Below are 24,280 nucleotides of genomic sequence, written 5' to 3'. Positions count from 1 at the left end.
TCAGGAATCAGCTTACATCCACCTTGACGAATAGTTCTAATACCAGTCACATCAAGGATAAAAATGACAATCAAAATGAAAATAAAGTTGCTGAATATGGTAATAGACAAAAGAAAACATTTAAGAACAACACCAATAATAGTTGGTGACAATCTACCATTTTCTCATAAAGATTTCTCATCAACAGCGGTTGACAAAGATCCATTATAAATTAGATAATGCATTAGAAGCTGGAGACAAGATTGTCTAGATAATGTGTGAGATAAAATTTTTGGCAGGTTATCATACAAATGTTCAACTTAAATTTTACAATCTGCCATATACAAAAAGCGATCAAATCCATCGAGATTTGGTCGCTTTTGTTATGCTTATTTAATTATTAATCTAGATTAAACAAATATTATAACATTTATTCATCATCAGTATAAAAACTGCCAAGTCTATAAGTAGTAATTGGTTTCACATAATATCCATATTTAGCAACCAATTCACAAATCTGGTCACCATTAATTAAAGTAATTACCCTAGTTCCAACTTTAGCAGCTTTGATTGCATCCCGAGTAAAATCGGACGTCGTTATAAAAACACCATATTCTGCATTATGCTTATCCATTGCCCCACGAAACTTATCAATTTCTGGAGATGAAACTTTTCCATCCCATCGTTTAGCTTGTAGTGCAACTCTAGTAGTACGGAAATCACCTGATGTGATATAACCAAAACCATCAAGTCCACCATCACCAACATACTGAACTCCAATCGTATCATCAAGATCAATTTTCATCTCTTTTAACAAGCCACGACAGAATAGTTCAAATTTTTGCGGTGCCATTTTTAATAATGAAGTTAAAAGTTCATCTTTCCAAGAATCATCATCAACGTTTTCATTTTTTTCATCGTCATTTAATACACCAATATTTGTTGCTTCATCAACAATTGGCCGAACATCTTTAGCAGGATTAAATTTTTCAAATTTAACGGTTCTGCCTTTTTCTGACAACTCTAAAATATGATTATCATCAGTTACAATATATCCAGCAGTAATTAAGTCCTTGATAGAAAAATTAAAACGATAATCAAAAGGATGATATTTGGAACCACTTTTTTTAGATATTTTTACTTCATCAACTGTCTCTTCAGATATTATTTTTGAGTGGTCTCTAATTTCCCGTTTGATTTCTTTACGAGTTAACTTACCACCGAGACTTTGCATTGCTTTTAGTGCTTCACTCATTATTAAATTTTCTGATTTAAGTGTTTTATTTAAAGCCATTAATTAGCTCCGGGAAAATACTGTAATGCTCTCAACGTGCGGCGTTTGTGGGAATTGATCAACTGGTTGAACCGGTTGGTTAATCTTGTAGCCACCTTCTTCAAGTAACTTAGCGTCACGAACTAACGTAGCTGGGTTACATGAAACATACACTAAACGTTCTGGTTTCATCTTTAACACAGTTTCGATGAAACTTTCATCCATTCCCTTACGAGGAGGATCAACGACAATCACGTCCGGTTTGATGCCATCTTCAGCCCATTGTTTCATTTGCTTTTCGGCTTTACCAACCACAAAAGTTGCGTTATCAATGTGGTTTAACTTAGCGTTAGTTCTGGCATCTTCAATGGCTTCTTTAACCACATCAACACCATAAACATGCTTAACATTTGGTGCCATGGCTAAGGAAATAGTTCCAATTCCACAGTAAGCATCAATAACAATGTCATCTTTAGTTAATTTAGCTTTTTCAATGGCAAGTTTGTAGAGTTTTTCCGTTTGGAAAGGATTGACTTGGTAAAATGACAATGGTGAAATCATAAACTTCGTGCCCATCAATTGATCCATGATGTAGTTTTTACCTTCCAACATGAAGTTCTTGTCACCCATTAATTTATTACCTTTACCAGTATTAATGTTCATCATTAAACTGTCTAAGTTAGGTATTTTTTCCATAATATCATGCGTAATTTCTTGGGCATGTGGTAAATCACGACCATTAACGACAATGACAATCATCATTTCATGACTGTAAAAACCGTAACGGACCATGATGTTCCGAATTAAGCCTTCGTGGGTAACTTCGTTGTATGCGGCAATGTTGTATTTCCGTAATACATCTCGAACCACCACAATAGCCTTATCAATTTCTGGATTTTGAATATAGAAATCTTCAATTGGAATCAAGTCATGACTGTGACGACGGTAAAAACCAGTTTCTAGTCGGTTATTAATCATCCGCACTGGAATTTGAGCTTTATTCCGGTATTGCATGGGTTTTTCCATCCCAATCGTTGGATTAACTTCAACGTCAATGTGATCTTTTTTGAACATTTCAGCAATTTGGTGTTGTTTGAATTCAAGTTGTTTGTCGTAGCTTAAATGTTGTAATGGTGCAATTCCGGCTTGAGTATAACGTTTATCCACGGCTTTTACTCGATCTGGACTCTTCTTCAAGATTTTTTCTAGTTTAGCAAACGCAAAGTTCCGTTTTACTTTTAAAACTTTAATTTTTACTTCTTCACCAGGTAGAGCATCTTCAATAAAAATTGGGAAATGTTCCCCAACTTTTGCAACACCCATTCCTTCGTATGTTAAATCAGTAACGGAAACCGTTAATTCTTCGTTTTTGGTTACTGGTGCATCAATTTTTTTACTCATTTTTTCTCCCTAATAAAAAGTTTTGCCGTATAATCCGACAAAACTTTTTAAGTTTATTACTGGTCAGTTAGTTTTTTATTTTTTAGATTGGCAAAAATTTGGATATGTTGTTTTAAATTAGCAAACTTCATTGGGGCATTCCCCCCAAATTCACCATCTAAATTAATGGGCATTTTACGACCCATTTTTGGTACGATTGAGAAATTCTTGGTCTTCTTATAAACGATTCGATTATCATCGATGTGACGTCCGCCATTTAAGGCTTTCGTAATCAATTGTAAGACTTCAAAGACATTTCCCGTTTTGACAATAATCATGGTAAAGTTTCCGTCATTCAAAGAGGCATCGGGAACTAATTGTTCCAAACCACCCACTGAATTCGTCATTGCAAGGAAAAACATTAAGGCTTTTCCTTTGTATTCTCCACCATCATATTGGGCTTCAATTTGAACAGGATAACTACTTGGTAACATTTCAACGGCCTTTAACATGTATGCCATGTAACCAAAGATTGTTTTCAAATCTGAAGGTAGGTCGTAGGTTAATTCGGTTAAACGTCCACCAGCTGCAATGTTAATAAAGTAACGCGTTTCGTGTTCGTTGTATGCTTTACCAACGTCCATTGGCATTAGTTCACCATCAATCATTACTTTAGCAGCTTCCACAAAATCATCACGTGGAATTCCCAATGCTCTAGCAAAATCATTCGTAGTTCCAGCAGGAATAATCCCTAATTTTGGTCGTTGTTCTAACGGAGCAATTCCATTAATTACATCATTAATGGTCCCATCTCCTCCAGCTGCAACGATTAAATCAAAGCCATCTTTAGCAACACGAGCCGCTTCGTCTCTAGCAGAATGTGGTTTTAGCGTAGTCGCAAAAGTACTAGTTTCGTAACCTCCATTTTCTAGGACATTTAAAATATCAACCAACTTCGGCTTGAGAGTCTCCCTCCCCGAACTTGGATTATAAATTATACGTGCTCGCTTTACCATCGTTACACCACTTTCTCTACTTATTTAATGATTCCATCAAAATTTTGTTAACCACTGATGGATTGGCTTTACCTTGGGTTTTCTTCATAATTTGACCAACCAAGAAACCAATGGCACGATCTTTACCATTGTTAAAATCTTCAATTGATTGGGGGTTAGCTGCTAAGACTTCGTCAATAATTGGTTGAAGTTTAGCGGGGTCAGATAATTGAACTAAGCCCTTTTCTTCAACAAATTGCTTTGGATTTTTACCATCTGTAATGGCTTTAAAGACTTTTTTGGCCATCTTAGTTGAAATGGTTTTATCCATAATCATCTTAATCATAGTTGCCAAGGCTTCAGGGGTAATTTTTGTATCAGCTAAATCAACTTGTTTGTCATTCAAGTAGGCGTTCACATCACCTTGAAGGTAATTAGAAGCCATCTTAGGATCACTCCCAAGTTCAATTAACTTATCAAAGAAATCTGACATTTCTTTAGTTTGGGTAAGAACCATTGCATCATATTCAGTAAGTCCCATGTCTTCCACATAACGTTTCCGACGACTTTCAGGCATTTCTGGAAGAGCTTCTCTAAGTTCGTTAATCCATTCTTCAGAAATATCAAGACTTGGAAGATCAGGTTCTGGGAAGTAACGATAATCATCTTTACCTTCTTTAACCCGCATCAAGTAGGTCTTGCCGTTTAATTCATCGTAACGACGAGTTTCGGCACCAATTGTACCACCAGACATTAAGACTTGGGCTTGACGAACTTCTTCATATGCTAAAGCTTTACGCACGTAGTTAAAGGAGTTCAAGTTTTTAAGTTCGACTTTTTGCCCTAACTTATCACTACCAACGGGACGAATGGAAATATTACAATCAACCCGCATGGACCCTTCTTCCATTTTAACATCAGAAATTCCAGTAAATTGAATCCGTTGACGAAGTCCTTCAAGATAATCGTAAGCTTCTTGAGGACTTGACATTTCTGCTTTAGAAACAATTTCAATCAAAGGTGTTCCTTGACGGTTTAAATCAACGTAAGAATATGTCTTTCCGTGGGTGTTCTTTCCAGCATCTTCTTCCACGTGCATTTCTTCAATTCCAATTTTCTTAGTACCATTAGCGGTTTTAACTTCAATCCAACCATTACGAGCGGCAGGAATGTCATTTTCTGTAACTTGGTAACCCTTTGGATTATCAGGATAGAAGTAGTTTTTCCGATCAAAGTGAGGATGTCTAGAAATATCAGCATGTAAAGCTAAAGCAGCTGTAATTCCGTTGGCAATTACTTGTTTGTTAACCGTTGGCAACGTTCCGGGATAACCCCAATCAATCACGTTGGTGTTGGCATTTGCTTCAACACCATATTTAACGGGAGAAGGACTAAAAATCTTTGAATTAGTTTTTAATTCAACGTGAACTTCTAGACCGATAGTCGTTTCAAAATTCATAAGTATTTCCTCCTATAATGCTGGCGTTTGTTTGTGGAAGTCAGTGTTTTGTTCAAAGGCATAACCAGCACGGTAAATAGTCTTTTCATCAAACGGACGACCGATTAGTTGTAAACCAATTGGTAAGCCATTACTAAAGCCGGCTGGAAGGGACATTCCAGGAAGTCCAGCTAAATTAACGGGAATGGTTAACGCATCATTGAGATACATTTCCATTGGGTCTGATGATTCTTCCCCAATTTTAAAGGCAGTACTAGTTGCCGTTGGTGTCATGATTAAATCATAATCTTTGAATACTTTTTGGAAATCGTTAATAATCTTAGTTCTAACTTTAGCAGCTTGCTTGAAGTATTTATCAAATGAACCAGCTGAAAGTGAGAACGTTCCAATCATAATCCGACGTTTAACTTCGTCACCAAAACCTTCTGAACGGGTTTTAACGTAGAGGTCTTCTAGGTTTTTCACTTCAGGAGCACGGAAACCGTAACGAATTCCATCAAATCGTTCTAAGTTTGATGATGCTTCAGAAGAAGCAAGCACGTAGTAGGCCATTACTCCATACTTCGTGTTAGGTAATGAAACTTCTTCAACGGTTGCACCAAGTGATTTGTATGTTTCAGCAGCCTTTTGAATGGCTTCCTTAATTTCTGGCTTAACTCCGTCACCTAAGAATTCTTTTGGTAACGCAATCTTCAAACCTTTCACACCTTGATCAATTCCTTCAGCAAAATCAGGAACTTCTTTAAGGGATGAAGTAGCGTCATGTTCGTCATGACCAGCAATCACATTTAATAAATGAGCATTGTCTTTCACGTTGCGAGTAAAAGGTCCGATTTGGTCAAAACTTGAACCAAAGGCGATTAGACCCCAACGAGAAACACGACCGTAAGTTGGTTTCATTCCAACGACCCCAGTAAAGGCAGCTGGTTGACGAATTGAACCACCAGTATCTGAACCTAAACTAGCAAGCACTTGGCCGGCTGAAACAGTGGCTGCTGACCCACCTGATGAACCACCAGGAACAGTATCTAGGTTCCAAGGATTACGAGTTGTCGCAAAGGCAGAGTTTTCAGTTGAACTACCCATGGCAAATTCATCCATGTTAGTTTTTCCGACAAACACAGCTCCAGCAGCTTTTAATTTTTCGACAACGGTTGCATCAAAAATTGACGTAAAGTTTTCCAACATTTTTGAAGCAGCAGTCGTTTTCATTTCTTTGGTTACCAAGTTGTCTTTTAGGGCAACGGGAATTCCAGAAAAAATACTGTCTGGATCAATTCCAGCTTCATCGATGGCTTTAGCTTGTTCAATCGCTTTGTCATTAATCGTTAAGTAAGCTTGGACAGATTCATTTTGTTCCTTAATTTTTTCAATCGTTTGCTTTGTTAACTCTTCAGAAGTAAGTTCTCCACTAACTAATTGGTTGTGAAGTGATTCTAAATCGGTATCAAAATAGTTCATTATTTGTCCTCACTTTCGTCAATAATAGTTGGAACGCGAATTAAGCCATCCGTCGTTTCAGGAGCATTGGCTAATAATGCATCTCTTTGACCCCAGTTATCAGCAACATCTTCACGTAAAACGTTAATCCGATCAGTTACTGAGTAAGTAGGTTCAATTCCTTCAGTGTCAACAGTTCCAAGTTCATCTAACATATTCAACATATCGTTTAGTTGTTCTGTGAACCTCGGTAGTTGTTCTTCAGTTAGCTTTAATTTAGCTAACCCAGCAATGTGTTGAGTAGTTGCTTCATTTACTTTTTCTGTCATAATGACCTCCTAATTATGCATTAATAGTTTGTAAAGATGTGTGAACTAAATTTCTTATCGTTCGTACTCCGATACAAGTAACTTTGCATTCCGTTCGTTGATCCAACTTGAATTTCAATTGGAGCGCCAGTTGGCAAGTATTTTTGTGCCGCAGTTTGAAGATATTGGGTGAAACTATTAATCTCAGTGTAACTGTAGAATTGCGTCGTTACATTAATTGTCATTCCTGAAAGCGAACCATCAGTGTAATGAGCTTGAGCAGTAACACCACTTAAGTTAGGAAAATAACTTTGAGCTTTATTCTTAAATTCATTAAAGGCTGCTGCATCATTGTCATTTGGTAATTTTTCGCCATCCGAAGCAGGTAAGACATAGTTCTTTTCATCAACCTTGTTCCAAGAACTAACTTCCTTTGCTCCATCCTTATTAACGGAGTAAGCAATGAAGTTTCCACCAACTAAACTATCTTCAGGTGCTGCCTTGTATAAGGCAATCACAATCGGAATGTTCTTGGTATCTTTATTTGCTCGCATCCGTGCTAGGATTTTGTTGGCAATTTCCTTACCATTTTGTTCAATATCAGCATCATCTAAATGTTTTGAGTATTGAGCTCCATACTTTTCCTTAGTGTAATAATAAACTGAATTCAATCCAATTCCAATTGTCATACCCTTAAGTTTCATTTTTCCACCTTCTGGTTCAAGGTAGTCTTGTTCATCAACTTGTTGGAGGTATTCAGGAACCACTTTTTTCTTTGGTTGACTTGGATTTAGCCCTTCTGGATTATCTTTTGATTTTCTACCTAACCAATTATAAGTAGTTGAAGTAGAAATATATTGACCTTCTTGGAAAACATATTTATCTGGTGAGAATTCTTTCTTAGAAATATTTTGTAATCCATGTTGGAAACCTTGCAAATTAAAGGTGTTACTAGTTTGACTTTGGTCAACCCCAGAAGACTTACTAACTTGGTAATGACCATCTTTAATTAAACTTTGATATTTACTACCAGAGTTATTACCGGTTAATTCTGTTTTGCTAGAACCACTGTTGGTTCCAACTCCTTTACCACTTCTACAAGCTACTAAAACTACTGAACTTGCGGCAACCAGTAGTACTACTCCTAATCGTTTCATTCCTTCACCTTCCATAATAAATGCTACTCTTTTTCCATTTCAGCCTTAAATTTCTGTTCATTCCAGACTGGAACGTTTAATTTTTCTGCTTTAGTTAACTTGCTTCCAGCTGCTTCACCAGCAATCACTAAATCCGTTTTTTTGGATACACTGCCAGTTACTTCCGCTCCATGTGCTTCTAACCATTTGGCAGCTGATCCACGAGTCATATCAATTAACTTACCTGTTAATACTACTCTTTTTCCGGTGAAAAAGGTTTCGCCTTGAACTACGGGGTTCGTGGACTTGTATTCCATGTTGACACCCATGGCAATTAACTCATTAATTAATGACTGACTATTTGGATCAGCAAAATAAGTTTCGACACTGTCAGCAATAATTTCGCCAATCGAATCAATGGCGACAATTTCTTCGCTAGTGGATTTCATAAGGTTTTGAATATTTCCAAAATGAGCTGCAATTAGTTGCGCTGCTTTACTACCCACGTGACGAATTCCTAATCCAAAAAGTAATCTTTCTAACGAGTTATTCCGACTGTTATCTAAAGCCGTTAATAAATTATCAGCTGACTTTTCGCCAAATTTATCTAGTTTAATTAATTGTTCACGAGTTAATTTGTAAAGACTTGCAACATCATCAATTAGATGACGATCAAAAAGTTGAGCTACAATTTTAGGTCCTAGACCGTCAATATCCATTGCATTCCGCGAGGCAAAATGCGTAACTTGTTCAGATAATTGAGCGGGACACTTGGGATTGATACACCGAAGTGCTACTTCATCATCTAAATGGACTAGTTTAGCGCCACAAGAAGGACAATCACTCGGAATTTGATAAGGTTTTGAATCTGCTGGCCGTAATTCAGGAATAAAGCGTTCTACTTCTGGAATGATATCCCCTGCTTTATAGAGAATGACCGTATCGCCAATCCGAATATCTTTTTTCTCAATGTAATCTGCATTATGCAAAGAAGCTCTTGAAACTGTAGTTCCCGCTAATTGAGCTGGATTCATAATAGCAGTTGGGGTAACGACTCCAGTTCTTCCGACTGTCCATTCAATGTCTAAAATTTTCACCTTAGCTTCTTCAGGGGGGAACTTGTAGGCAATTGCCCACTTAGGGACTTTAACAGTATGTCCAATTTCCATTTGTAACGGAAGTGAATTTGTTTTGATGACAATTCCATCAATTCCATAAGTTAAATCATTTCGCTTAGCTTGATATTTCTCAATGTACTGATCAATTTCAGCTTGATTATGAGCGACCGCAAAATTTTCGTTAACGGTAAATCCTAGTTCTTTTAATTCTTTGAGTAAGCCACTTTGGGTCGTTGCTTGTAAATCGTCATAATCAGCAACATTGTACATAAACGTACTCAAGTGTCGATCGGCAGTAACTTGGGGATCTAATTGACGTAAACTTCCAGCTGCTGCATTACGCGGATTAGCAAAGGTGGCTTTTCCATCATTTTGGCGCCGTTCGTTGAGCTTCAAGAACTCCTCTTTGCCCATATAACATTCTCCACGAACTTCAATGTCGATGGGACGACTCAAAGTTTGCGGAATTGATGGTATTTTTAAAGCGTTCTTGGTGATATCTTCTCCAATTCGACCATTTCCTCTAGTTGAAGCTTGGACTAGCTTTCCAGCTTCATACCGCAAAGAAATTGAAAGACCATCAATCTTTAATTCACAATTAAATTCTTGATCATCGGGATATTCGGTTTGAAGTCGATTAATAAATTCAGCTAATTCTTCGTTAGAAAAGACATCGCCTAACGAAAGCATAGGAATCGGATGTGCAACTTTATTAAGTTCAGTATCAACGTTTCCCCCAACTTGTTGCGTTGGCGAATCAGCTGTTACAATACCGGGATATTTTGCTTCTAACTTAGTTAAGCGATCATAAACTAAGTCATATTCTGCATCCGAAACCGAGGGGGAATCTTGTTCATAATATTCTTTTCCCCACTTAATTAGTTGTGGCCGAATCGTTTCTGCCTCTTTACGAGCTTGGTCTTCTGTTATTTGATCTAATGGAATCTTTTCCAAGAAGCTCACCACCTTTATTTTTCGACTTTAGTAATTGGAGCAAATGCGGCTAAGAGCCGTTTAATTCCTTTTTCTGGGAAAGCAATATCAAGTTCCATGTCTTCACCAGTTCCGTTAACTTTAACCACAGTTCCAATTCCCCAGGCTTTATGAGTAACTTTGTCACCCACTGTCCAGTTCTTCTTATTGGCACCAGTTTCTTGTGGTTTTTCTACTCGTTGTGTTGGACGTTTGTATGGAGTACTAAAGGCCCGTTCTGTCCGACGATTATAGGTGCTATTGTCAAACGGTGTTTTTGGTCCTTGAGATCTCATTGCTTCATCATTTGCCAATAATTCTGGCTTAATTTCTTCCATAAAACGAGAAGCAGGGTTATTTTGCATCCGTCCATATAGCATCCGCGAAAAGGCATTGGTCATATAAAGTTTCTTTTGGGCTCGAGTAATTCCTACATAAGCTAACCGACGTTCTTCTTCAAGTTCATTTGGTTTTTCCGCAGCACGAGCAAGTGGAAAGAGCTTTTCTTCCATTCCTGGCATAAAGACCACTGGAAATTCCAACCCCTTAGCAGCATGTAAAGTCATCAAAGTCACTTGTTTAGCATTTTCATCTACATCATCTTGTGCAGAAACTAAGGCTAAATCAGCTAGGAAATCAACTAATCGATTCCCCGTTTCACTATCAGCTGGTTCATATTTATCATCAAAGTTTTGCGTTACTGAAATAAATTCTTCGATATTTTCAATTCGTGCTTGGTTTTCTAAAGATTTAGTTTGCTTAAGTTCAGCCAAGTAACCAGTTTTTTCTAAAATGGCTTCGGCAATTTCGGTTACCGTCTTCGTTTTTACGTCAGTTCCGATTTCTTTCATTGTTTGACCAAAATTAGCAATCGCATTTCGAGCTCTAGCCGGAATAGCATTTGCCATCATTACGTTTGCGGCTGCTTCCGAAAGATTCATTCCTGCATCCCCGGCAAACATCCGTAGTTTTTCAAAACTAGCATTCCCAATTCCACGCTTAGGCACATTGATAACTCGTTCGAAACTAAGTGAGTCATTGGGGTTGGCTACTAAGCCTAAATATGAAAGAATATCCATAATTTCTTTTCGTTCGTAGAATTTGTGCCCTCCGACGATGTTATAAGGAATATTGGATTTCATGAAAGTTTCTTCAATTACACGAGATTGGGCATTCGTTCGATAAAGCACTGCGAAGTCGTCATAGCTATAACGACCTTTTTCAATTTTTTCTTTGATTTTTGCCACAATGTATTGAGCTTCATCACGTTCACTTTGGGCCCGATAATAGGTAATCTTTTCCCCTTGGGCATTTTCAGTCCACAAATTCTTATCTTTACGTTCGTCGTTATTTTGAATCACACCATTGGCGGCATCCAAAATGGTTTTGGTTGAACGATAATTTTGTTCAAGCATGACTGTGTGGGCAGTTGGATAATCTTTTTCAAAGTTTAAAATATTGCTCATGTTGGCACCACGCCAACCATAGATGCTTTGATCGGCATCACCAACAACACAGATATTTTGGTACTTATCAGCTAACAATTGAACTAAGCGATATTGGGCTTCGTTCGTATCTTGATATTCATCAACGTGGATGTAGTGGAATTTATTTTGGTAGTAACTTAATACATCAGGAAATTTTTCAAATAATTCAATCGTCAACATAATTAAATCATCAAAATCCACCGAATCATTTTGTTTTAAACGTTTTTGGTATTCTTCATAAACTCCTGCCACTACTTGATGGAAAGGATTCCCGTCATTGTGTTTTTCTGCATATTCTGCTGGCGTTTCCATGTCATTTTTGGCATTTGAAATCGCACCTAAAATTGCTCGTGGATCATTCTTTTTCGGATCTAAATTTTGATCACTAAGAATTCGTTTGATTAACGTTTTTTGTTCACTAGTTCCCGCGATGTTAAAAGCTTGGTTATAGCCTAATTTTTCAATGTTTCGCCGTAAAATTCGAACCCCTAACGCATGGAATGTTGAAACCCACACGTCATCTCCTCCAACTTCAAGGAGCTTGTTAACTCGTTCTTTCATTTCACGAGCAGCTTTATTGGTAAATGTAATCGCCAAGATATTCCAAGGCATCACATGTTTATCTTCAATTAAATAGGCAATTCTGTGAGTAAGCACTCGGGTTTTACCACTTCCGGCACCTGCCATCACTAAAAGCGGACCTTCAGTTTGTTCAACTGCCTCTTTTTGCTTATCGTTCATACTCTTTAACAGGTCTGCAATTGCCATTTATCTTCGTCCTCCAAAAATTTCTCTTAGTTTAATTATAGCAAAAATAGAGCCAGCATAAATGCCGACTCTATGATTTTTATAGATATTTATAAGTTATATTGATTAAAACTGGCTTCCGTCTTAATAACCGTGTCAGTTGGAATCAAAATACATTGATGTTCAAAGTTTAATTGCCAATCCGGTTCACTAGCACGAGCTTTTAAAATCGCAGGAAGTTGTTCTGGAATAAAGGACTTCAAAATCACATCCGTATATTTTTGTACTTCTGGTAACGGTAAGTTACTTAAAGCTCGCAAGTGTTCGCGATATTGGTTAATGTTCATTCCTAGATTGAAAATAAACCCGAAAGAAGTGGTCGTTGGTCGAATGCCACAAACATATAATGTTTCATTCTTATCAAACCCAAAACTTAATTCAAACGTTCCAACATAATTAATGTTTTTTGCAACTTCATTAGTAATGCGTTTCATTTCAGCAAGAGCATCTTTCATATCGGTAAACTCACTGTTAATAACCACTTTCGTACCATTTTCCGCACCATGATATTAAAGTACTGGGAACTGAACTAATTTCCCATTTTGATCTCGAGTCGCAATTACTAAAAACTTGTGCAAATAGTTAATATCTGATTCTAGAATAAAAGTTCCATGACCAAAAAGCGGTTTGGTTAAATCAATTTCGTTTTTGGTACCAATTTTGAACTCTTGTTGTTGGGTTCCAGTTTTTAAAATTGGTTTTAAAACAGCTGGATAACCAATTGAATCGCTAGCTTGGTATAAATCATCAATGCCGACAACTGTCATATAAGGAACACTGTTCACGTTCAGTTGATCAAAGAAGGCATGTTCTAAGGCACGATCTTGAACAATTTCTAGTAAATCAGTACCTTGAGGAATTTTAGTAAACTGGGCCATGTATTTTAGTGAAGCAAAATCAATTGAATCAGTCGCATAAGTTACTACATCACAATGTTCGGCAAAATCCTTTAAAACTGAACGATCATTGAAACTGCCGACAACTACAAAATCGGCATATTGTTTAATTTTACTTTCAGACAAAGTTGTTAATACGCCAACTTTTAGTCCTAAACTTTTGGCCTCTTTCATAATTTGACAGCCATTAAGATTATCACCAATTACTCCCAAGGTTGCTCCGGGATTTAATAAATTTGTATTCATAATTAAACTACCCCTCTATCCTAGTTTCGATCATATTTATTGAGATGATATTTTTCAATGATTTGAATTATTTTTTGGGCATAAGCGGGATCAGTTGCATATCCATCCATGCTTAAACCTTTTGCAGAATCCTTGTAATTATCAGCTTGAACAACTTCTTTATATTGTAAAGCATTCCAGTCCGTTCCATGAGCTAAAAGCATCGCATGATCATCAATTGACTGCTTCCAACTATCATAAACGCGAAACCGCCCTGTGACTGTCTCTGGTTTCCCATATCGATATTCGGTTGTTGTTAAATTAACTCCGGGTTGATTAGCGCCTGCCTTCACACCAAATAAGTTGTGATATTTTGCTGCCAATTCACTTTGGCCCCAATTTGATTCTAAGATAGCCTGTGCTAAGGTAATGCTAGTTAAAATGCGATATTTCTTTTGGACAACGAACGCTTCTGGCAATACTTTGTTTACAAATTTTTTATCTTGCTGGCTAATGTTAGGTTGATTGTAATAAATAAAAGTTGGTGACTTAACAAATTTCATAATTCCCACCACTAAAAACATTCCAATCACAATTAGTACAATTAGACCATAACCTGAAACATTATTTTTTTTAGTTTTTCTGGTACGCTTGCGTTTCCGCCGTCTTTTTTTTGCCAAATTAAACACCCACATCTTTCGATATACTTAAATTGTACTACAAAATAGGTTATAATTAACTAGTATAGTAATTTGAAATATTTTGTTCGAGTATTAAACAAGGAGGCGACAATCTTGCCAAAGAAAAATGATGAATTAACTGAAACTGAAAAATCACCCTTCGAAGTCGGTGATGTAGTTGGTTTCAAAATTAAAAAAGATGATTTCACAGGAACCATTGAAAAAGGTTACAAAAATGCCTTCTTAGTGTCTTTTAAAACTGATGATCCTGATATTCTCGATAGTTATCACGGTAAAACTGTGATTAACTGGAAAGATCTAACGATGATTAAGCAAGCTCCTCGTCCTGAAAAAGTCGAAGAAGAACCTAAAGAAGACGAACCAGAAAAATAATTTTAATTAAAAATGGATTGAGAATTAATTCTCAATCCATTTTTTTATTCATGTAATTCAATTGGTAAACCATCTGGGTCATAGAAAAAGACCATCTTTTCGCCAGTATAGTCATCCGTACGCAAGGCTTCAACCTCGACACCTTGTGCTTCAGGACAATTAACTCGTCGGGGTACGTCTGGTTTAATAAATAACTCTAACTCAGTTGTCTCATTGATTTTTAAATCAATTTTGACGTCATCTTTGTCAGGACGCTGATGTTCGCGAATCACTTCAAAGCCTAAAACGTCACGGTAAAAATGCAGTGATTCAGCGTAATCAGGCCCGATGATAGCAATGTGATGAATTTGCTTAAAGTTCATTTTTTCCCACTTATTTGGTTGTGTCGGTTTTTTGCATCTTACTAAAAGCAGCTAATTGACCGTATAAACCATTGCTTTCATTTGGCACAATAATTAAGTTACCGTCTGTCCCGGCAGCACGGATGGCATCAATTGATTGCGCATTGAAATACTTAGGATCAGCAGCGGCATAGGCAGCTTGTAATTCAGCAATTCGATATTTGTCGGCATCGGCTTGAATCTTTGTGGCGTATGCTTGTGCATCAGCATGAATTTCAGTTTGTTGTTTATCAGCTTTGGCAGTTGCAATTTTAGCGGCATTTTGTGCTTCAGTATTTAAGCGAATTTGTTCAGCATTCCCTTGGGCTTGTGAAATGGTTGCTTGCTTATTTTTAGATGCAGTAATTTGATTTTCCATCGCTTCACTAACCCCTTTAGAAGGTGTTAAGTTACCGATTTGAACCCGTTCAATCATGACTCCATAAGTGTTAGTTAAATCACCAATGTTTTGCATTAATTTAGTGTTAATTTTATCAGTAGAATTTAAAACTTCATCAAGATCCATACTTCCGATAATGTCACGAAGCGTTCCACTAACTTGGTAGGCCATTGATTGAATTGAATTACTGTTTCCAAAGGTATAGCGTTCAGCATTAGTAATTCGGTAGTTTAAGGTAACTTGAATACTAATACTGGCATTATCTTTGGTAATCCCAGTTTGAACAGGTAAAGCTAACGGTTGTGATTGAAGGCTAACCGTACTGACGTGTTCTATAAATGGAATATAAAAATGAATTCCACTCTCAAATTGACGAGAATATTTTCCTAAAAAGGTTACTAATCCAACGTTGTTTTGTTGCACAATTTTAATTCCGAGCATGGTACTCTCCTTTATCGACTAAATAAACTTTTTGGTCGGTCACATCAGCTACTACATAAGTCGCTTTTGACTTTAATGTGCTACCAACGATTTGGTAAAAGTATAACACACCGTTAAGTTTTACAATTCCATCCGCTTGGAGTTGGTTGCCGCTAATTTCGGTGCCAACTAATTCCGGCATCCCGATTAGTTCGAGTTTTGCAAAATGTTGGGCGATGATTGACTCAATTTCGGCAGCCACAGTGATACCTTTGGCGTTTGCTAATAGTTGAAGGGTGTGGGCATTTTGGGGATTGAGAGTGATGGCAATTTTTTCCATATTTTTCCTTTTTTAATCTTCAGGCCGCCAATATCTATTAAAATGTTCCTCTTCATCTAGATTTGAAAAGACTTGTCTTAATGCTTCTTTTGCTCCTATATCAATAAATTTTCCAGACTTCCAATCACAATTAATTCTCCTCATAATAAATATAAAATTACTTAAATAAAATATTTATTATTATAACAATAATAACTCATACTAAGTACGAGTTTAATAATGATTAATGTACAGAATGTTTTTATTAGAATTAATCAGACCTTCACCTATTTCCAATCCCTCTTCGTCGAAGTTAATCCAATTCCAGGATTGAACATATTTGTTGGATCACATTCTTTGTAATGTTTAACTAAACTTTCAGGAGCATGATATAAGTGTCCTACATTATGTTCAGCAGGATAACGAGCACCACGTTTATCTAAAATTTTTAACATTTCTTGTTTCAATTCATGAGGATCAACACCTTTTTTCAAGATGTAATCTTGATGCATAACGTGATCCAAGAAGTGTCCATAGTAAAGTTTGTATTTAATTTTATCATCAATTTCTTTAGGTAAAATTTCGAACCAGTCTTCTTCATTTCGTGGTAAAGCAATATCCAAAGGTAAAATTTGAATATCATCTTTTTGGTGAGTTTCTGCATAACGAATTGGAACAGCAGCTGTTACGTAACGATGCGTTGCAGCAACTTTAGCTTCTTTAGGGGTACATTCAAAGTAGCCACCTTCGTTATCTTTGAAAAACTCTTGTAAATAATCTTGTGCTTCTTTAATTCCTTGATTATCAACTTTTAATTGAAGATAGTGTTGATATTTGTCCCGGAACTCTTCCATCCGTTTAGGCAATTGGTCAGGGAAAATCTTACTCATATTTTGTAACATACGATCAACGAAATATGGTTTAAAGGTAGGAATATGCCGTAAGATTCTTTCACTAGCAGCTCTGGCATTAAATAAGAATGGTAATGGTTTGGTTCCGATATCATCAATTACCATTAAACTATCTTTACCATATTTTTTCGCTAAGTCATAAGCTTCACGGTGCATGTATTCACCAGAAACGGGAAGGTATTTAAACTTCGTTAAAATATGCCGTCTTAATTTTTCCAAAACATCCGGATCATTAGTTCCAATGTAAAAGACCTTTTCTTCTTTAGGCTTAGGATAAGTATCTAAACGGACTGCAAACGTAACTAGTTTACCGGCAGAACCAGAAACTTCATATAGTTCTCGCGGATCAGCATTGTAACGAGTTGGCGTACTAGCATCAACATTACGAACACGGCTTTCATAATTACGATTGTGTCCAACTCGTTCTTCACTATAATGAACGTCTTGACTACTATAATTATGATTTTCCAAATTAGTTAAAATCTCTTCAGGTGTGGTTCCTAAATCAACACCTAAATGATTGACTAGATGTAATTGATTATTTTTATCAACTTGAGCATAAAGAGCTAACTCTGTGTAAGCTGGTCCACGTTGAACTAAAGCACCGCCAGAATTATTGTTTACTCCACCGACGACACTTGCCCCAATTGTTGATGAACCAATGACAGAGTGTGGGTTACGATCAACTTTATCAAGTTTTGTTTCTAACCCATGTAAAGTTGTTCCAGGGAATACGATTACTTGTTTGTTATCGTCAATTAATTGAATCCCTTTCATTCTTAAAGTATTAATGACTACCACATCACGATCATAACTATTATCGTTAGGAACGGATCCTCCTGTTAATCCGGTGTTGGCAGCTTGCATAATCACAATCAAACCAGCTTGATGGACAATTTGTAAAACTTTCCATAGTTCAATTAAGGTCTTTGGACGGATTACTGCTAAGGCGTCACCATGACCGGAACGATATCCTTCACGATATTTTTCAGAACGTGATTTAGAAGTAATTAGGAATATTTTTTGCAAACAAAAAACACCCATACCAAGTATGAGTGTTCCAAAAGCATATTCGTAAAAATATATCTTAACGTTTTGAGAATTGACCAGCCTTACGAGCTTTCTTAAGACCTGGTTTCTTACGTTCTTTCATTCGTGGATCACGAGTCAAAAGACCAGCTCTTTTAAGAGCTTCACGGAAGTCAGGATCTACATCAAGCAATGCACGAGCAATTCCTAAACGAACTGCACCTGATTGACCAGAGAAACCACCACCATTAACGTTTGCTAATGTGTCGTAGTTACCTAATGTTTCAGTAACATTGAATGGTTGTAAAATAACTTCTCGTAAGTTAGGGAATGGAATGTATTCTTCAACGTCTTTACCGTTGATAATAATCTTACCAGTACCTGGTACTAAACGTACACGAGCAACTGAGTCTTTACGACGACCTGTACCACTGTATTGAACTTTAGCCATGTGTATATCCTCCTTAAATTAGGTTAGTAATATCTAAAACTTCTGGTTTTTGTGCATCATGCTTGTGATCTTCACCAGCATATACGTGAAGTTTCAAACCAATCTTACGTCCTAATGAGTTGTGAGGAAGCATACCCTTAACAACTTGTTCAATGAACTTTTCAGGTTTTTCAGCACGCAATTTACCAAATGATTCTTGTTTAATTCCACCAATGTATTGAGTATGGTGGAAATGCATCTTATCTTTGGCCTTGTGACCAGTTAATGCAACTTGTGATGCATTGATAATAATTACATTGTCACCATTGTCTACGTTTGGTGTGTAAGTTACTTTGTTTTTACCGCGTAAAACTGAAGCAGTAACACTTGCAAGACGACCTACTGGAATACCAGCAGCATCGATAATGTACCATTTGTGTTCAGTTTCACCGGGTTTAGCCATGTATGTTGTACGCACTATATTTTCCTCCGCGTTTCTTTGTTTTGTTCGACACCAATATAAGTTTCCGGGGCTTAAATGTGGGGCAAACAATACCATATACCATTTTACAAACTATAAAGTGAAAAGTCAATCAAATTCAAGAATTAATCTAGTCATGATGCTTTTTTTCAGAATGTTCAGGATCATCACCAGGATAATAAACTTGCTTTAGATATAATCCTTCAGCAGGCATCGTCAAACGAGCTTCTTGGCGATCTTTTACTTTTAGTAAGCGTTGAATATCATGAATTGGTCTTTTCCCCATTCCAATTTCAACTAAAACAGCCGTCATAATTCTAATTTGGTTGTACATAAAACCATCTCCATAAAATTCAAAATGAATTTCATGATTGGCCTGATCATTAATTGCTTTAACCGAAAAAACAGTTCTTACCCGACTTCCTGGTTTAGCACCAGAAGCAACAAATGATGAAAAATCATGTTTACCGACAAAGTCTTGGATTGCAATCTCCATTTTTTCAAAATCCATAGGAAAACGCCAATGAGCGGTATAAAATCGTTTAAATGGATCTGTAAATTGACCTAATGAAATTTTGTAAAGGTATTTTTTCCCGGTTACATCATAGCGAGCATGAAAATTTGGTTCAGCAATTTTAACTTTTAAAATTTCGATATCTAATGGGCACATGCTATTCAAGCCTTTGAGCATGTTTTCTGCGGGTATATCAAACGGAAAATCAAAGTGAGCAACTTGAGCTAGAGCATGCACACCTGCATCCGTTCTTCCTGATCCGTAGACTCCAATTTCTTGAGTTGGGTTTTTAGCCATTCGATTAACTAATTTAGTTAAAACGCCCTCCACAGTCCGTTGTTTGGGTTGCTTTTGAAACCCCGCAAACTTTGTTCCATCATATGCAAATGTAATTTTATATCTTCTCATTAACTTAAAGTCCTCATTAAAATTACTGCAATTCCCAACAAAATAACTGCGATAATCGTTATGCTATCTGTTAAATTCCAATGATACTGTCGATAACTACTACGCGGTTGATTAGCTTCGTACCCACTTGCTCCCAAGGCATCCGCTAAATTATCAGCATGGCGAAACGAAGATACCAAAATGGGAATGATTAAAGAAATAATATTCTTACACCTCTTGATAAAACCGCCACTATTAAACATTACTCCACGCAAACGTTGGGCATCCATAATAACTTGTAATTCTTCCATTAAGGTTGGAACAAACCGTAACGCAATTGAAATCATGATTCCGATGGTTTCGACTGGAACTCCAACATATCGTAAAGGAGCGATTAATTTTTCTACTCCACTCGCGATTGAATTAGGTGAAGTTGTCATCGTTAAGAGGGTTGCTTGGATAATAATTAAGACAAACCGAATAAAAATTAAACCGGCCAACTGTATCCCATAATTAGTAATTTTAATTGGACCCCAGGAAAAATATGAGCTTCCATGAGGACTAAAGATAATTTGAATAACAACGGTAAACATAATTAGCCAAATAAAGGGCTTAATGGCCTTTAGGACCGTCTTAAGTTTGAGTTGTGCTAGATAGGTCTCAAAAACGGCAAATGCCACTAAAAGTCCATAATTCCAGATGTTATTAGCAAATAAAATCCAAGTAATGACTAATAAAGTAGCCAAAATTTTGGCAGTCGGATTCATGCGGTGAATATTTGAATTCCCTGGTAAGTAATTACCAAAAATAGCTTTATTCAACTACTCACCCTCCTATTTTGCTAGTTTTTTTAAAACCTGGTCGACCAATTGTTTTTTATTTAATGGAAGTTCTTCTAAATTAATTCCATTTTTCGCTAACTCTTTATATATTTTAACAGAATCAGGCAAACTAGCTTCATTAGCTAGTTGCATAAAAAAAGTTTGCGGATTTGTATCGCTCAGTATTTGGCCATGGTCAAGCATAATGACACGTTCAGCAAACTCACTAACCACCTGCATATTGTGAGTAATCAATAAAATTGTCACATGCTGCTGTTCATTTAGTTTTTTAATCATCGTTAAAATTTCATTACGTCCGATTTCATCGAGACCAACAGTTGGTTCATCCAAAATCAAAATGGATGGTTGCATGGCTAAAACACCTGCAATGGCAACTCGTCGCATCTGTCCACCGGATAATTCAAAGGGAGAACGTTTAAATAAATCAGCTGAAATTCCAACTTCTGTTAAAATTTGTTTTGCTAATTGCTCTGCCTCTTCCTTTGATTTACCAAAGTTTTGCGGACCAAAACTGACATCATCTAACACAGTATCAGCGAATAATTGATTTTCCGGTGACTGAAAAATCATTCCGACTTTTGAGCGAATTTTTAGTAATGCTTTTTTCGACATTTTTTTAGTAATTAAACTTTGCTTAACAATTACCTCTCCTGAAGTTGCCGTTAATAAACCGTTCAGCAACCTAACCAACGTAGATTTACCACTACCCGTTTTTCCCACAATAGTAATAAATTCACCAGCATTAATCGTCAAATTAATATTTTGCAGTGCTTGCCTAGCATCTATATTTTCGGGCGCATAGGTATAGCTCACGTTTTTTAAAACAATTTTGTTATCCATTCACTTAATCCCCGATCATCTAAATATTCAACTGGCGGATTGTAGCCATGCTCTTTAAATAGTTGCTTAATTTGTTCAGTAAAAGGTGGTTTAATTGCTAACTGAGCTAAAATGTCTGTCTCATGATAAAGCTTTTCTGGTTTACCATTAAAAACTAAGTCTCCATGATCTAATGCTAATACTTGATCAACGTTCTCTAACATTTCCATATCGTGTGTAATGTAAATTACGGTTAATTTATTTTTTCTCTGTAAAGAACTAATTATGTGTTTAATCTCCGATTTTGCGATTGGGTCTAACATACTTGTTGCTTCATCTAAAATTAGAATTGAGGGTTGCAATGCCAAGGATCTTGCTAAAGAAACCTTTTGTTTTTGCCCACCAGAAAGAAGATTTGGATTAATGTTTGCATACTCTAACATACCAACATCTTGTAGAGCTTGATTAACTCTTTTTTTCATCAACTTAAATTGTAAATTTCGATTTTCTAAACCAAAAGCTACATCCTCTTCAACGGTTGCACCAATAATTTGATCTTCCGGATTTTGAAAAACAATTCCAATTTTTTGACGTAAATCAGCAATAGTAGTTTCATTTAACTCAATCTCATCAATTAAAATTTTTCCAGAAGTAGCACTAAGCAATCCATCAATTAATTTAGCAATTGTACTTTTCCCACTTCCATTTTTCCCAATCAATGCAATCTTCTTACCTGCTTCAATTTTAAATGAAAGTTGATTTAACGCTTTAACTTGATTTGGATAAACAAATGAAACAGTCTTAAATTCAATTTTTGATTGCATTCGTGTTCCTTCTTTAATTTTATGTATAAAAAAATCACATAAATATGAGGCGCTTGGCTATTAACCACATTCAAGCTAGACTTGGAAAATTCCATCATCATAACGCTTTATGCCTCATATTTAGTGATTCAGTTATTTATGCTATTATCTCAAGATTTGTGATTAAACAAATTCTAAGATTACCATTGGTGCACCATCACCACGACGAGGCATGGTTTTAAGGATGCGAGTGTAACCACCGTTACGATCCTTGTATTTTGGTGCAATTTCATCAAATAACTTTTGCAAAGCAGTAGTTACCTTGATCTTATCGTCGGTTTCTGTAACGTCAGCAACCATGTTTTGTAAGTAAGCAGCAGCTTGACGACGTGCTGATAAATCACCACGTTTACCTAAACTAACCATCTTATCTACAGAAGATCTAACAGTTTTTGCTTTAGCTTCAGTAGTTTCGATACGACCATTAACGATTAATTCAGTAGTCAAGTTACGAAGCATAGCGCGACGTGGGCCTTTTTCACGACCAAATTTACGATAACTCATAAATGGATTTCCTCCTTTTAACTAATCTTCTTTACGAAATGACAAACCTAAAGCATCAATTTTGTTTTCGATTTCTTCAAGTGATTTACGGCCAAGATTTCTAACCTCCATCATGTCTGCCATTGACTTGTCTGTTAATTCTTGAACAGTGTTAATTCCAGCACGTTTCAAACAGTTGTATGAACGAACTGAAAGATCTAGTTCTTCAATTGACATTTCAAGCATTTTTTCTTTATGGGTTTCTTCTTTTTCTACCATAACATTAGCTTTTTGTGCACGATCAGTTAAATCAACAAACATGTCTAAATGTTGACTTAAAATCTTAGCAGCTAATGAAATTGCATCTGAAGGAGAAATTGAACCATTTGTCCAAACGTCTAATGTCAACTTATCAAAGTCATCACGTTGTCCTACACGTGTGTCTTCAACTTGGTAGTTAACACGTTCGATTGGGGTATAAATAGAATCGATTGGTAATACACCAATTGGCATATCATCGTTTCTAGCTTTGTTTTCTTCAGCTGATACGAAACCGCGACCCTTGTTAGCAGTCATTGTCATATGCAAAGTTGCACCTTCAGCAACAGTAGCAATATGCAAGTCTGGATTAAGAATTGTAGTTTCACTATCTGTAGTAATATCAGCAGCAGTTACATCAGCAGGACCAGTTACATTAATACTCAATGTATGAATGTCATTGTCTTCAGAGTCAATTTTCAACTTAAGCTTTTTCAAGTTCAAGATGATTTTAGTAACATCTTCAGTAACACCCTTTACAGTAGAAAATTCATGTAAAACACCATCGATTTGAACACTAGTTACAGCAGCACCAGGTAATGAGGCAAGTAAAATACGTCTCAATGAATTACCAAGTGTAGTACCATATCCTCGTTCTAATGGTTCGACAACTACTTCACCGTAGTTATTTGTTTCTTCAATTTTATGAATGTTAGGCTTTTCAAATTCAATCATTCTAACTTCTACCCCTTTCAAACCGCGTTGAGTCTTTTACAAAATTAAATCTCACTAAAAAATTAAACTCGACGACGTTTTGGAGGACGACAACCATTATGAGGAACTGGAGTAACGTCACGAATTGCAGCTACTTCCAAACCAGTTGTTTGTAATGCACGAATTGCTGATTCACGACCTGAACCAGGACCTTTAACAGCAACTTCAACTGTCTTCATTCCATGTTCCATTGCTGTTTTAGCAGCTGCTTCAGCAGCCATTTGTGCAGCAAATGGAGTAGATTTACGACTTCCACGGAAACCTAATGCACCAGCAGATGACCAGGCAATAGCATTACCTTGCACATCAGTAATCATAACCAATGTGTTGTTAAATGTTGAATGAATGTGAGCTACACCAGATTCAACATGCTTCTTTGCTTTACGCTTACGAGTATTTTTCTTTACCATAAGAACTAGTAA

The 24,280-nt window shown here is 36.5% G+C and carries 26 protein-coding genes; 1 reads left to right on the top strand and 25 read right to left on the bottom strand.

All coding sequences use genetic code 11. The annotated features are described in order from the left end of the window. Positions 1–409: 409 nt before the first annotated feature. The 12 genes from FD36_RS03320 to FD36_RS03265 form a co-directional block, all read right to left on the bottom strand. The gene (locus FD36_RS03320; RefSeq protein WP_056957950.1) at positions 410–1,273 is read right to left on the bottom strand and encodes a restriction endonuclease; all 864 of its coding nucleotides are present in this window, start codon (positions 1,271–1,273) and stop codon (positions 410–412) included. Positions 1,274–1,276: 3 nt separating this feature from the next. Continuing rightward, positions 1,277–2,653, bottom strand: a complete 1,377-nt coding sequence (rlmD, locus tag FD36_RS03315; RefSeq protein ID WP_056957948.1) for a 23S rRNA (uracil(1939)-C(5))-methyltransferase RlmD — start codon at positions 2,651–2,653, stop codon at positions 1,277–1,279. A 56-nt stretch (positions 2,654–2,709) separates the two neighbouring features. Further along, positions 2,710–3,648, bottom strand: a complete 939-nt coding sequence (locus tag FD36_RS03310; RefSeq protein ID WP_056957945.1) for a diacylglycerol kinase — start codon at positions 3,646–3,648, stop codon at positions 2,710–2,712. Positions 3,649–3,664: 16 nt separating this feature from the next. Beyond that, on the bottom strand, positions 3,665–5,086 hold the full coding sequence (gatB, locus tag FD36_RS03305; RefSeq protein ID WP_056957943.1) for an Asp-tRNA(Asn)/Glu-tRNA(Gln) amidotransferase subunit GatB: 1,422 nt from the start codon (positions 5,084–5,086) through the stop codon (positions 3,665–3,667). 12 nt (positions 5,087–5,098) lie between these two features. Further along, entirely contained in the window at positions 5,099–6,547 is a 1,449-nt protein-coding gene (gene gatA / locus FD36_RS03300; RefSeq protein ID WP_056957941.1) for an Asp-tRNA(Asn)/Glu-tRNA(Gln) amidotransferase subunit GatA, read from the bottom strand. Beyond that, positions 6,547–6,855, bottom strand: coding sequence for an Asp-tRNA(Asn)/Glu-tRNA(Gln) amidotransferase subunit GatC (gatC, locus tag FD36_RS03295; protein ID WP_056957939.1), 309 nt, complete (start codon positions 6,853–6,855; stop codon positions 6,547–6,549). The genes gatA and gatC overlap by 1 nt, the downstream gene beginning before the upstream one ends. A gap of 20 nt (positions 6,856–6,875) precedes the next feature. After that, positions 6,876–8,006, bottom strand: a complete 1,131-nt coding sequence (locus tag FD36_RS03290; RefSeq protein ID WP_056957937.1) for a CamS family sex pheromone protein — start codon at positions 8,004–8,006, stop codon at positions 6,876–6,878. Between the two features lie 8 nt (positions 8,007–8,014). Next, positions 8,015–10,033, bottom strand: a complete 2,019-nt coding sequence (ligA, locus tag FD36_RS03285; protein ID WP_056957957.1) for an NAD-dependent DNA ligase LigA — start codon at positions 10,031–10,033, stop codon at positions 8,015–8,017. Between the two features lie 23 nt (positions 10,034–10,056). Further along, a complete protein-coding gene (gene pcrA, locus FD36_RS03280) occupies positions 10,057–12,315 on the bottom strand; it encodes a DNA helicase PcrA (RefSeq protein ID WP_056957935.1) in 2,259 nt (752 codons plus the stop codon). A gap of 89 nt (positions 12,316–12,404) precedes the next feature. Beyond that, complete coding sequence (locus FD36_RS03275; protein ID WP_056957934.1) at positions 12,405–12,809, bottom strand: 5-(carboxyamino)imidazole ribonucleotide synthase; 405 nt, start codon at positions 12,807–12,809, stop codon at positions 12,405–12,407. A 54-nt stretch (positions 12,810–12,863) separates the two neighbouring features. Then, positions 12,864–13,496 carry a 5-(carboxyamino)imidazole ribonucleotide synthase gene (locus FD36_RS03270; protein WP_056957932.1) on the bottom strand — a complete coding sequence of 211 codons (633 nt, stop codon included), beginning with the start codon at positions 13,494–13,496 and terminating at the stop codon, positions 12,864–12,866. Positions 13,497–13,516: 20 nt separating this feature from the next. Beyond that, positions 13,517–14,155 carry a glycoside hydrolase family 73 protein gene (locus tag FD36_RS03265; RefSeq protein WP_420896812.1) on the bottom strand — a complete coding sequence of 213 codons (639 nt, stop codon included), beginning with the start codon at positions 14,153–14,155 and terminating at the stop codon, positions 13,517–13,519. A 114-nt stretch (positions 14,156–14,269) separates the two neighbouring features. Here FD36_RS03265 and FD36_RS03260 point away from each other — a divergent pair, with 114 nt between their 5' ends. After that, complete coding sequence (locus FD36_RS03260) at positions 14,270–14,548, top strand: DUF2187 domain-containing protein (RefSeq protein WP_056957929.1); 279 nt, start codon at positions 14,270–14,272, stop codon at positions 14,546–14,548. A gap of 44 nt (positions 14,549–14,592) precedes the next feature. On the opposite strand, the gene FD36_RS03255 is transcribed toward FD36_RS03260, so the two are convergent. The 13 genes from FD36_RS03255 to rpsK all read right to left on the bottom strand — a co-directional run bounded on the left by FD36_RS03255 (position 14,593) and on the right by rpsK (position 24,268). Beyond that, on the bottom strand, positions 14,593–14,910 hold the full coding sequence (locus FD36_RS03255) for a VOC family protein (protein ID WP_056957927.1): 318 nt from the start codon (positions 14,908–14,910) through the stop codon (positions 14,593–14,595). A gap of 10 nt (positions 14,911–14,920) precedes the next feature. Then, positions 14,921–15,769 carry an SPFH domain-containing protein gene (locus tag FD36_RS03250; protein ID WP_056957925.1) on the bottom strand — a complete coding sequence of 283 codons (849 nt, stop codon included), beginning with the start codon at positions 15,767–15,769 and terminating at the stop codon, positions 14,921–14,923. Beyond that, positions 15,756–16,088, bottom strand: coding sequence for a hypothetical protein (locus tag FD36_RS03245; protein WP_225361995.1), 333 nt, complete (start codon positions 16,086–16,088; stop codon positions 15,756–15,758). Before FD36_RS03245 ends, FD36_RS03250 begins: the two co-directional genes overlap by 14 nt. A 266-nt stretch (positions 16,089–16,354) precedes the next feature. Further along, positions 16,355–18,007, bottom strand: a complete 1,653-nt coding sequence (gene dld, locus FD36_RS03240) for a D-lactate dehydrogenase (protein WP_225361996.1) — start codon at positions 18,005–18,007, stop codon at positions 16,355–16,357. Between the two features lie 58 nt (positions 18,008–18,065). Next, on the bottom strand, positions 18,066–18,458 hold the full coding sequence (gene rpsI / locus FD36_RS03235) for a 30S ribosomal protein S9 (RefSeq protein WP_014082345.1): 393 nt from the start codon (positions 18,456–18,458) through the stop codon (positions 18,066–18,068). A 13-nt stretch (positions 18,459–18,471) separates the two neighbouring features. Next, positions 18,472–18,915 carry a 50S ribosomal protein L13 gene (gene rplM / locus FD36_RS03230; RefSeq protein WP_041817913.1) on the bottom strand — a complete coding sequence of 148 codons (444 nt, stop codon included), beginning with the start codon at positions 18,913–18,915 and terminating at the stop codon, positions 18,472–18,474. Between the two features lie 133 nt (positions 18,916–19,048). Next, positions 19,049–19,840 (bottom strand): tRNA pseudouridine(38-40) synthase TruA, encoded by a 792-nt coding sequence (truA, locus tag FD36_RS03225; protein WP_056957921.1) that lies wholly within the window; start codon positions 19,838–19,840, stop codon positions 19,049–19,051. Continuing rightward, positions 19,840–20,640: an energy-coupling factor transporter transmembrane component T family protein gene (locus FD36_RS03220; protein ID WP_056957919.1), complete on the bottom strand. Its 801-nt coding sequence runs from the start codon at positions 20,638–20,640 to the stop codon at positions 19,840–19,842. Before FD36_RS03220 ends, truA begins: the two co-directional genes overlap by 1 nt. Positions 20,641–20,652: 12 nt before the next feature. Then, on the bottom strand, positions 20,653–21,501 hold the full coding sequence (locus FD36_RS03215) for an energy-coupling factor transporter ATPase (RefSeq protein ID WP_014082349.1): 849 nt from the start codon (positions 21,499–21,501) through the stop codon (positions 20,653–20,655). Continuing rightward, a complete protein-coding gene (locus tag FD36_RS03210; RefSeq protein WP_041817914.1) occupies positions 21,480–22,304 on the bottom strand; it encodes an energy-coupling factor transporter ATPase in 825 nt (274 codons plus the stop codon). Before FD36_RS03210 ends, FD36_RS03215 begins: the two co-directional genes overlap by 22 nt. Before the next feature lie 162 nt (positions 22,305–22,466). Continuing rightward, on the bottom strand, positions 22,467–22,847 hold the full coding sequence (gene rplQ, locus FD36_RS03205; protein WP_014082351.1) for a 50S ribosomal protein L17: 381 nt from the start codon (positions 22,845–22,847) through the stop codon (positions 22,467–22,469). Positions 22,848–22,868: 21 nt separating this feature from the next. Further along, the gene (locus FD36_RS03200; protein WP_056957917.1) at positions 22,869–23,819 is read right to left on the bottom strand and encodes a DNA-directed RNA polymerase subunit alpha; all 951 of its coding nucleotides are present in this window, start codon (positions 23,817–23,819) and stop codon (positions 22,869–22,871) included. 62 nt (positions 23,820–23,881) lie between these two features. After that, positions 23,882–24,268, bottom strand: a complete 387-nt coding sequence (rpsK, locus tag FD36_RS03195; RefSeq protein WP_041817915.1) for a 30S ribosomal protein S11 — start codon at positions 24,266–24,268, stop codon at positions 23,882–23,884. Positions 24,269–24,280 lie beyond the last annotated feature (12 nt).

Origin of the sequence: Fructilactobacillus sanfranciscensis DSM 20451 (assembly GCF_001436035.1) — a bacterium.
In the GTDB taxonomy this organism is placed as follows: Bacteria; Bacillota; Bacilli; order Lactobacillales; family Lactobacillaceae; genus Fructilactobacillus; species Fructilactobacillus sanfranciscensis.
The sequence above is the reverse complement of the archived record's forward strand: the minus strand, read 5'-3'. Positions and strand labels throughout refer to the sequence as shown.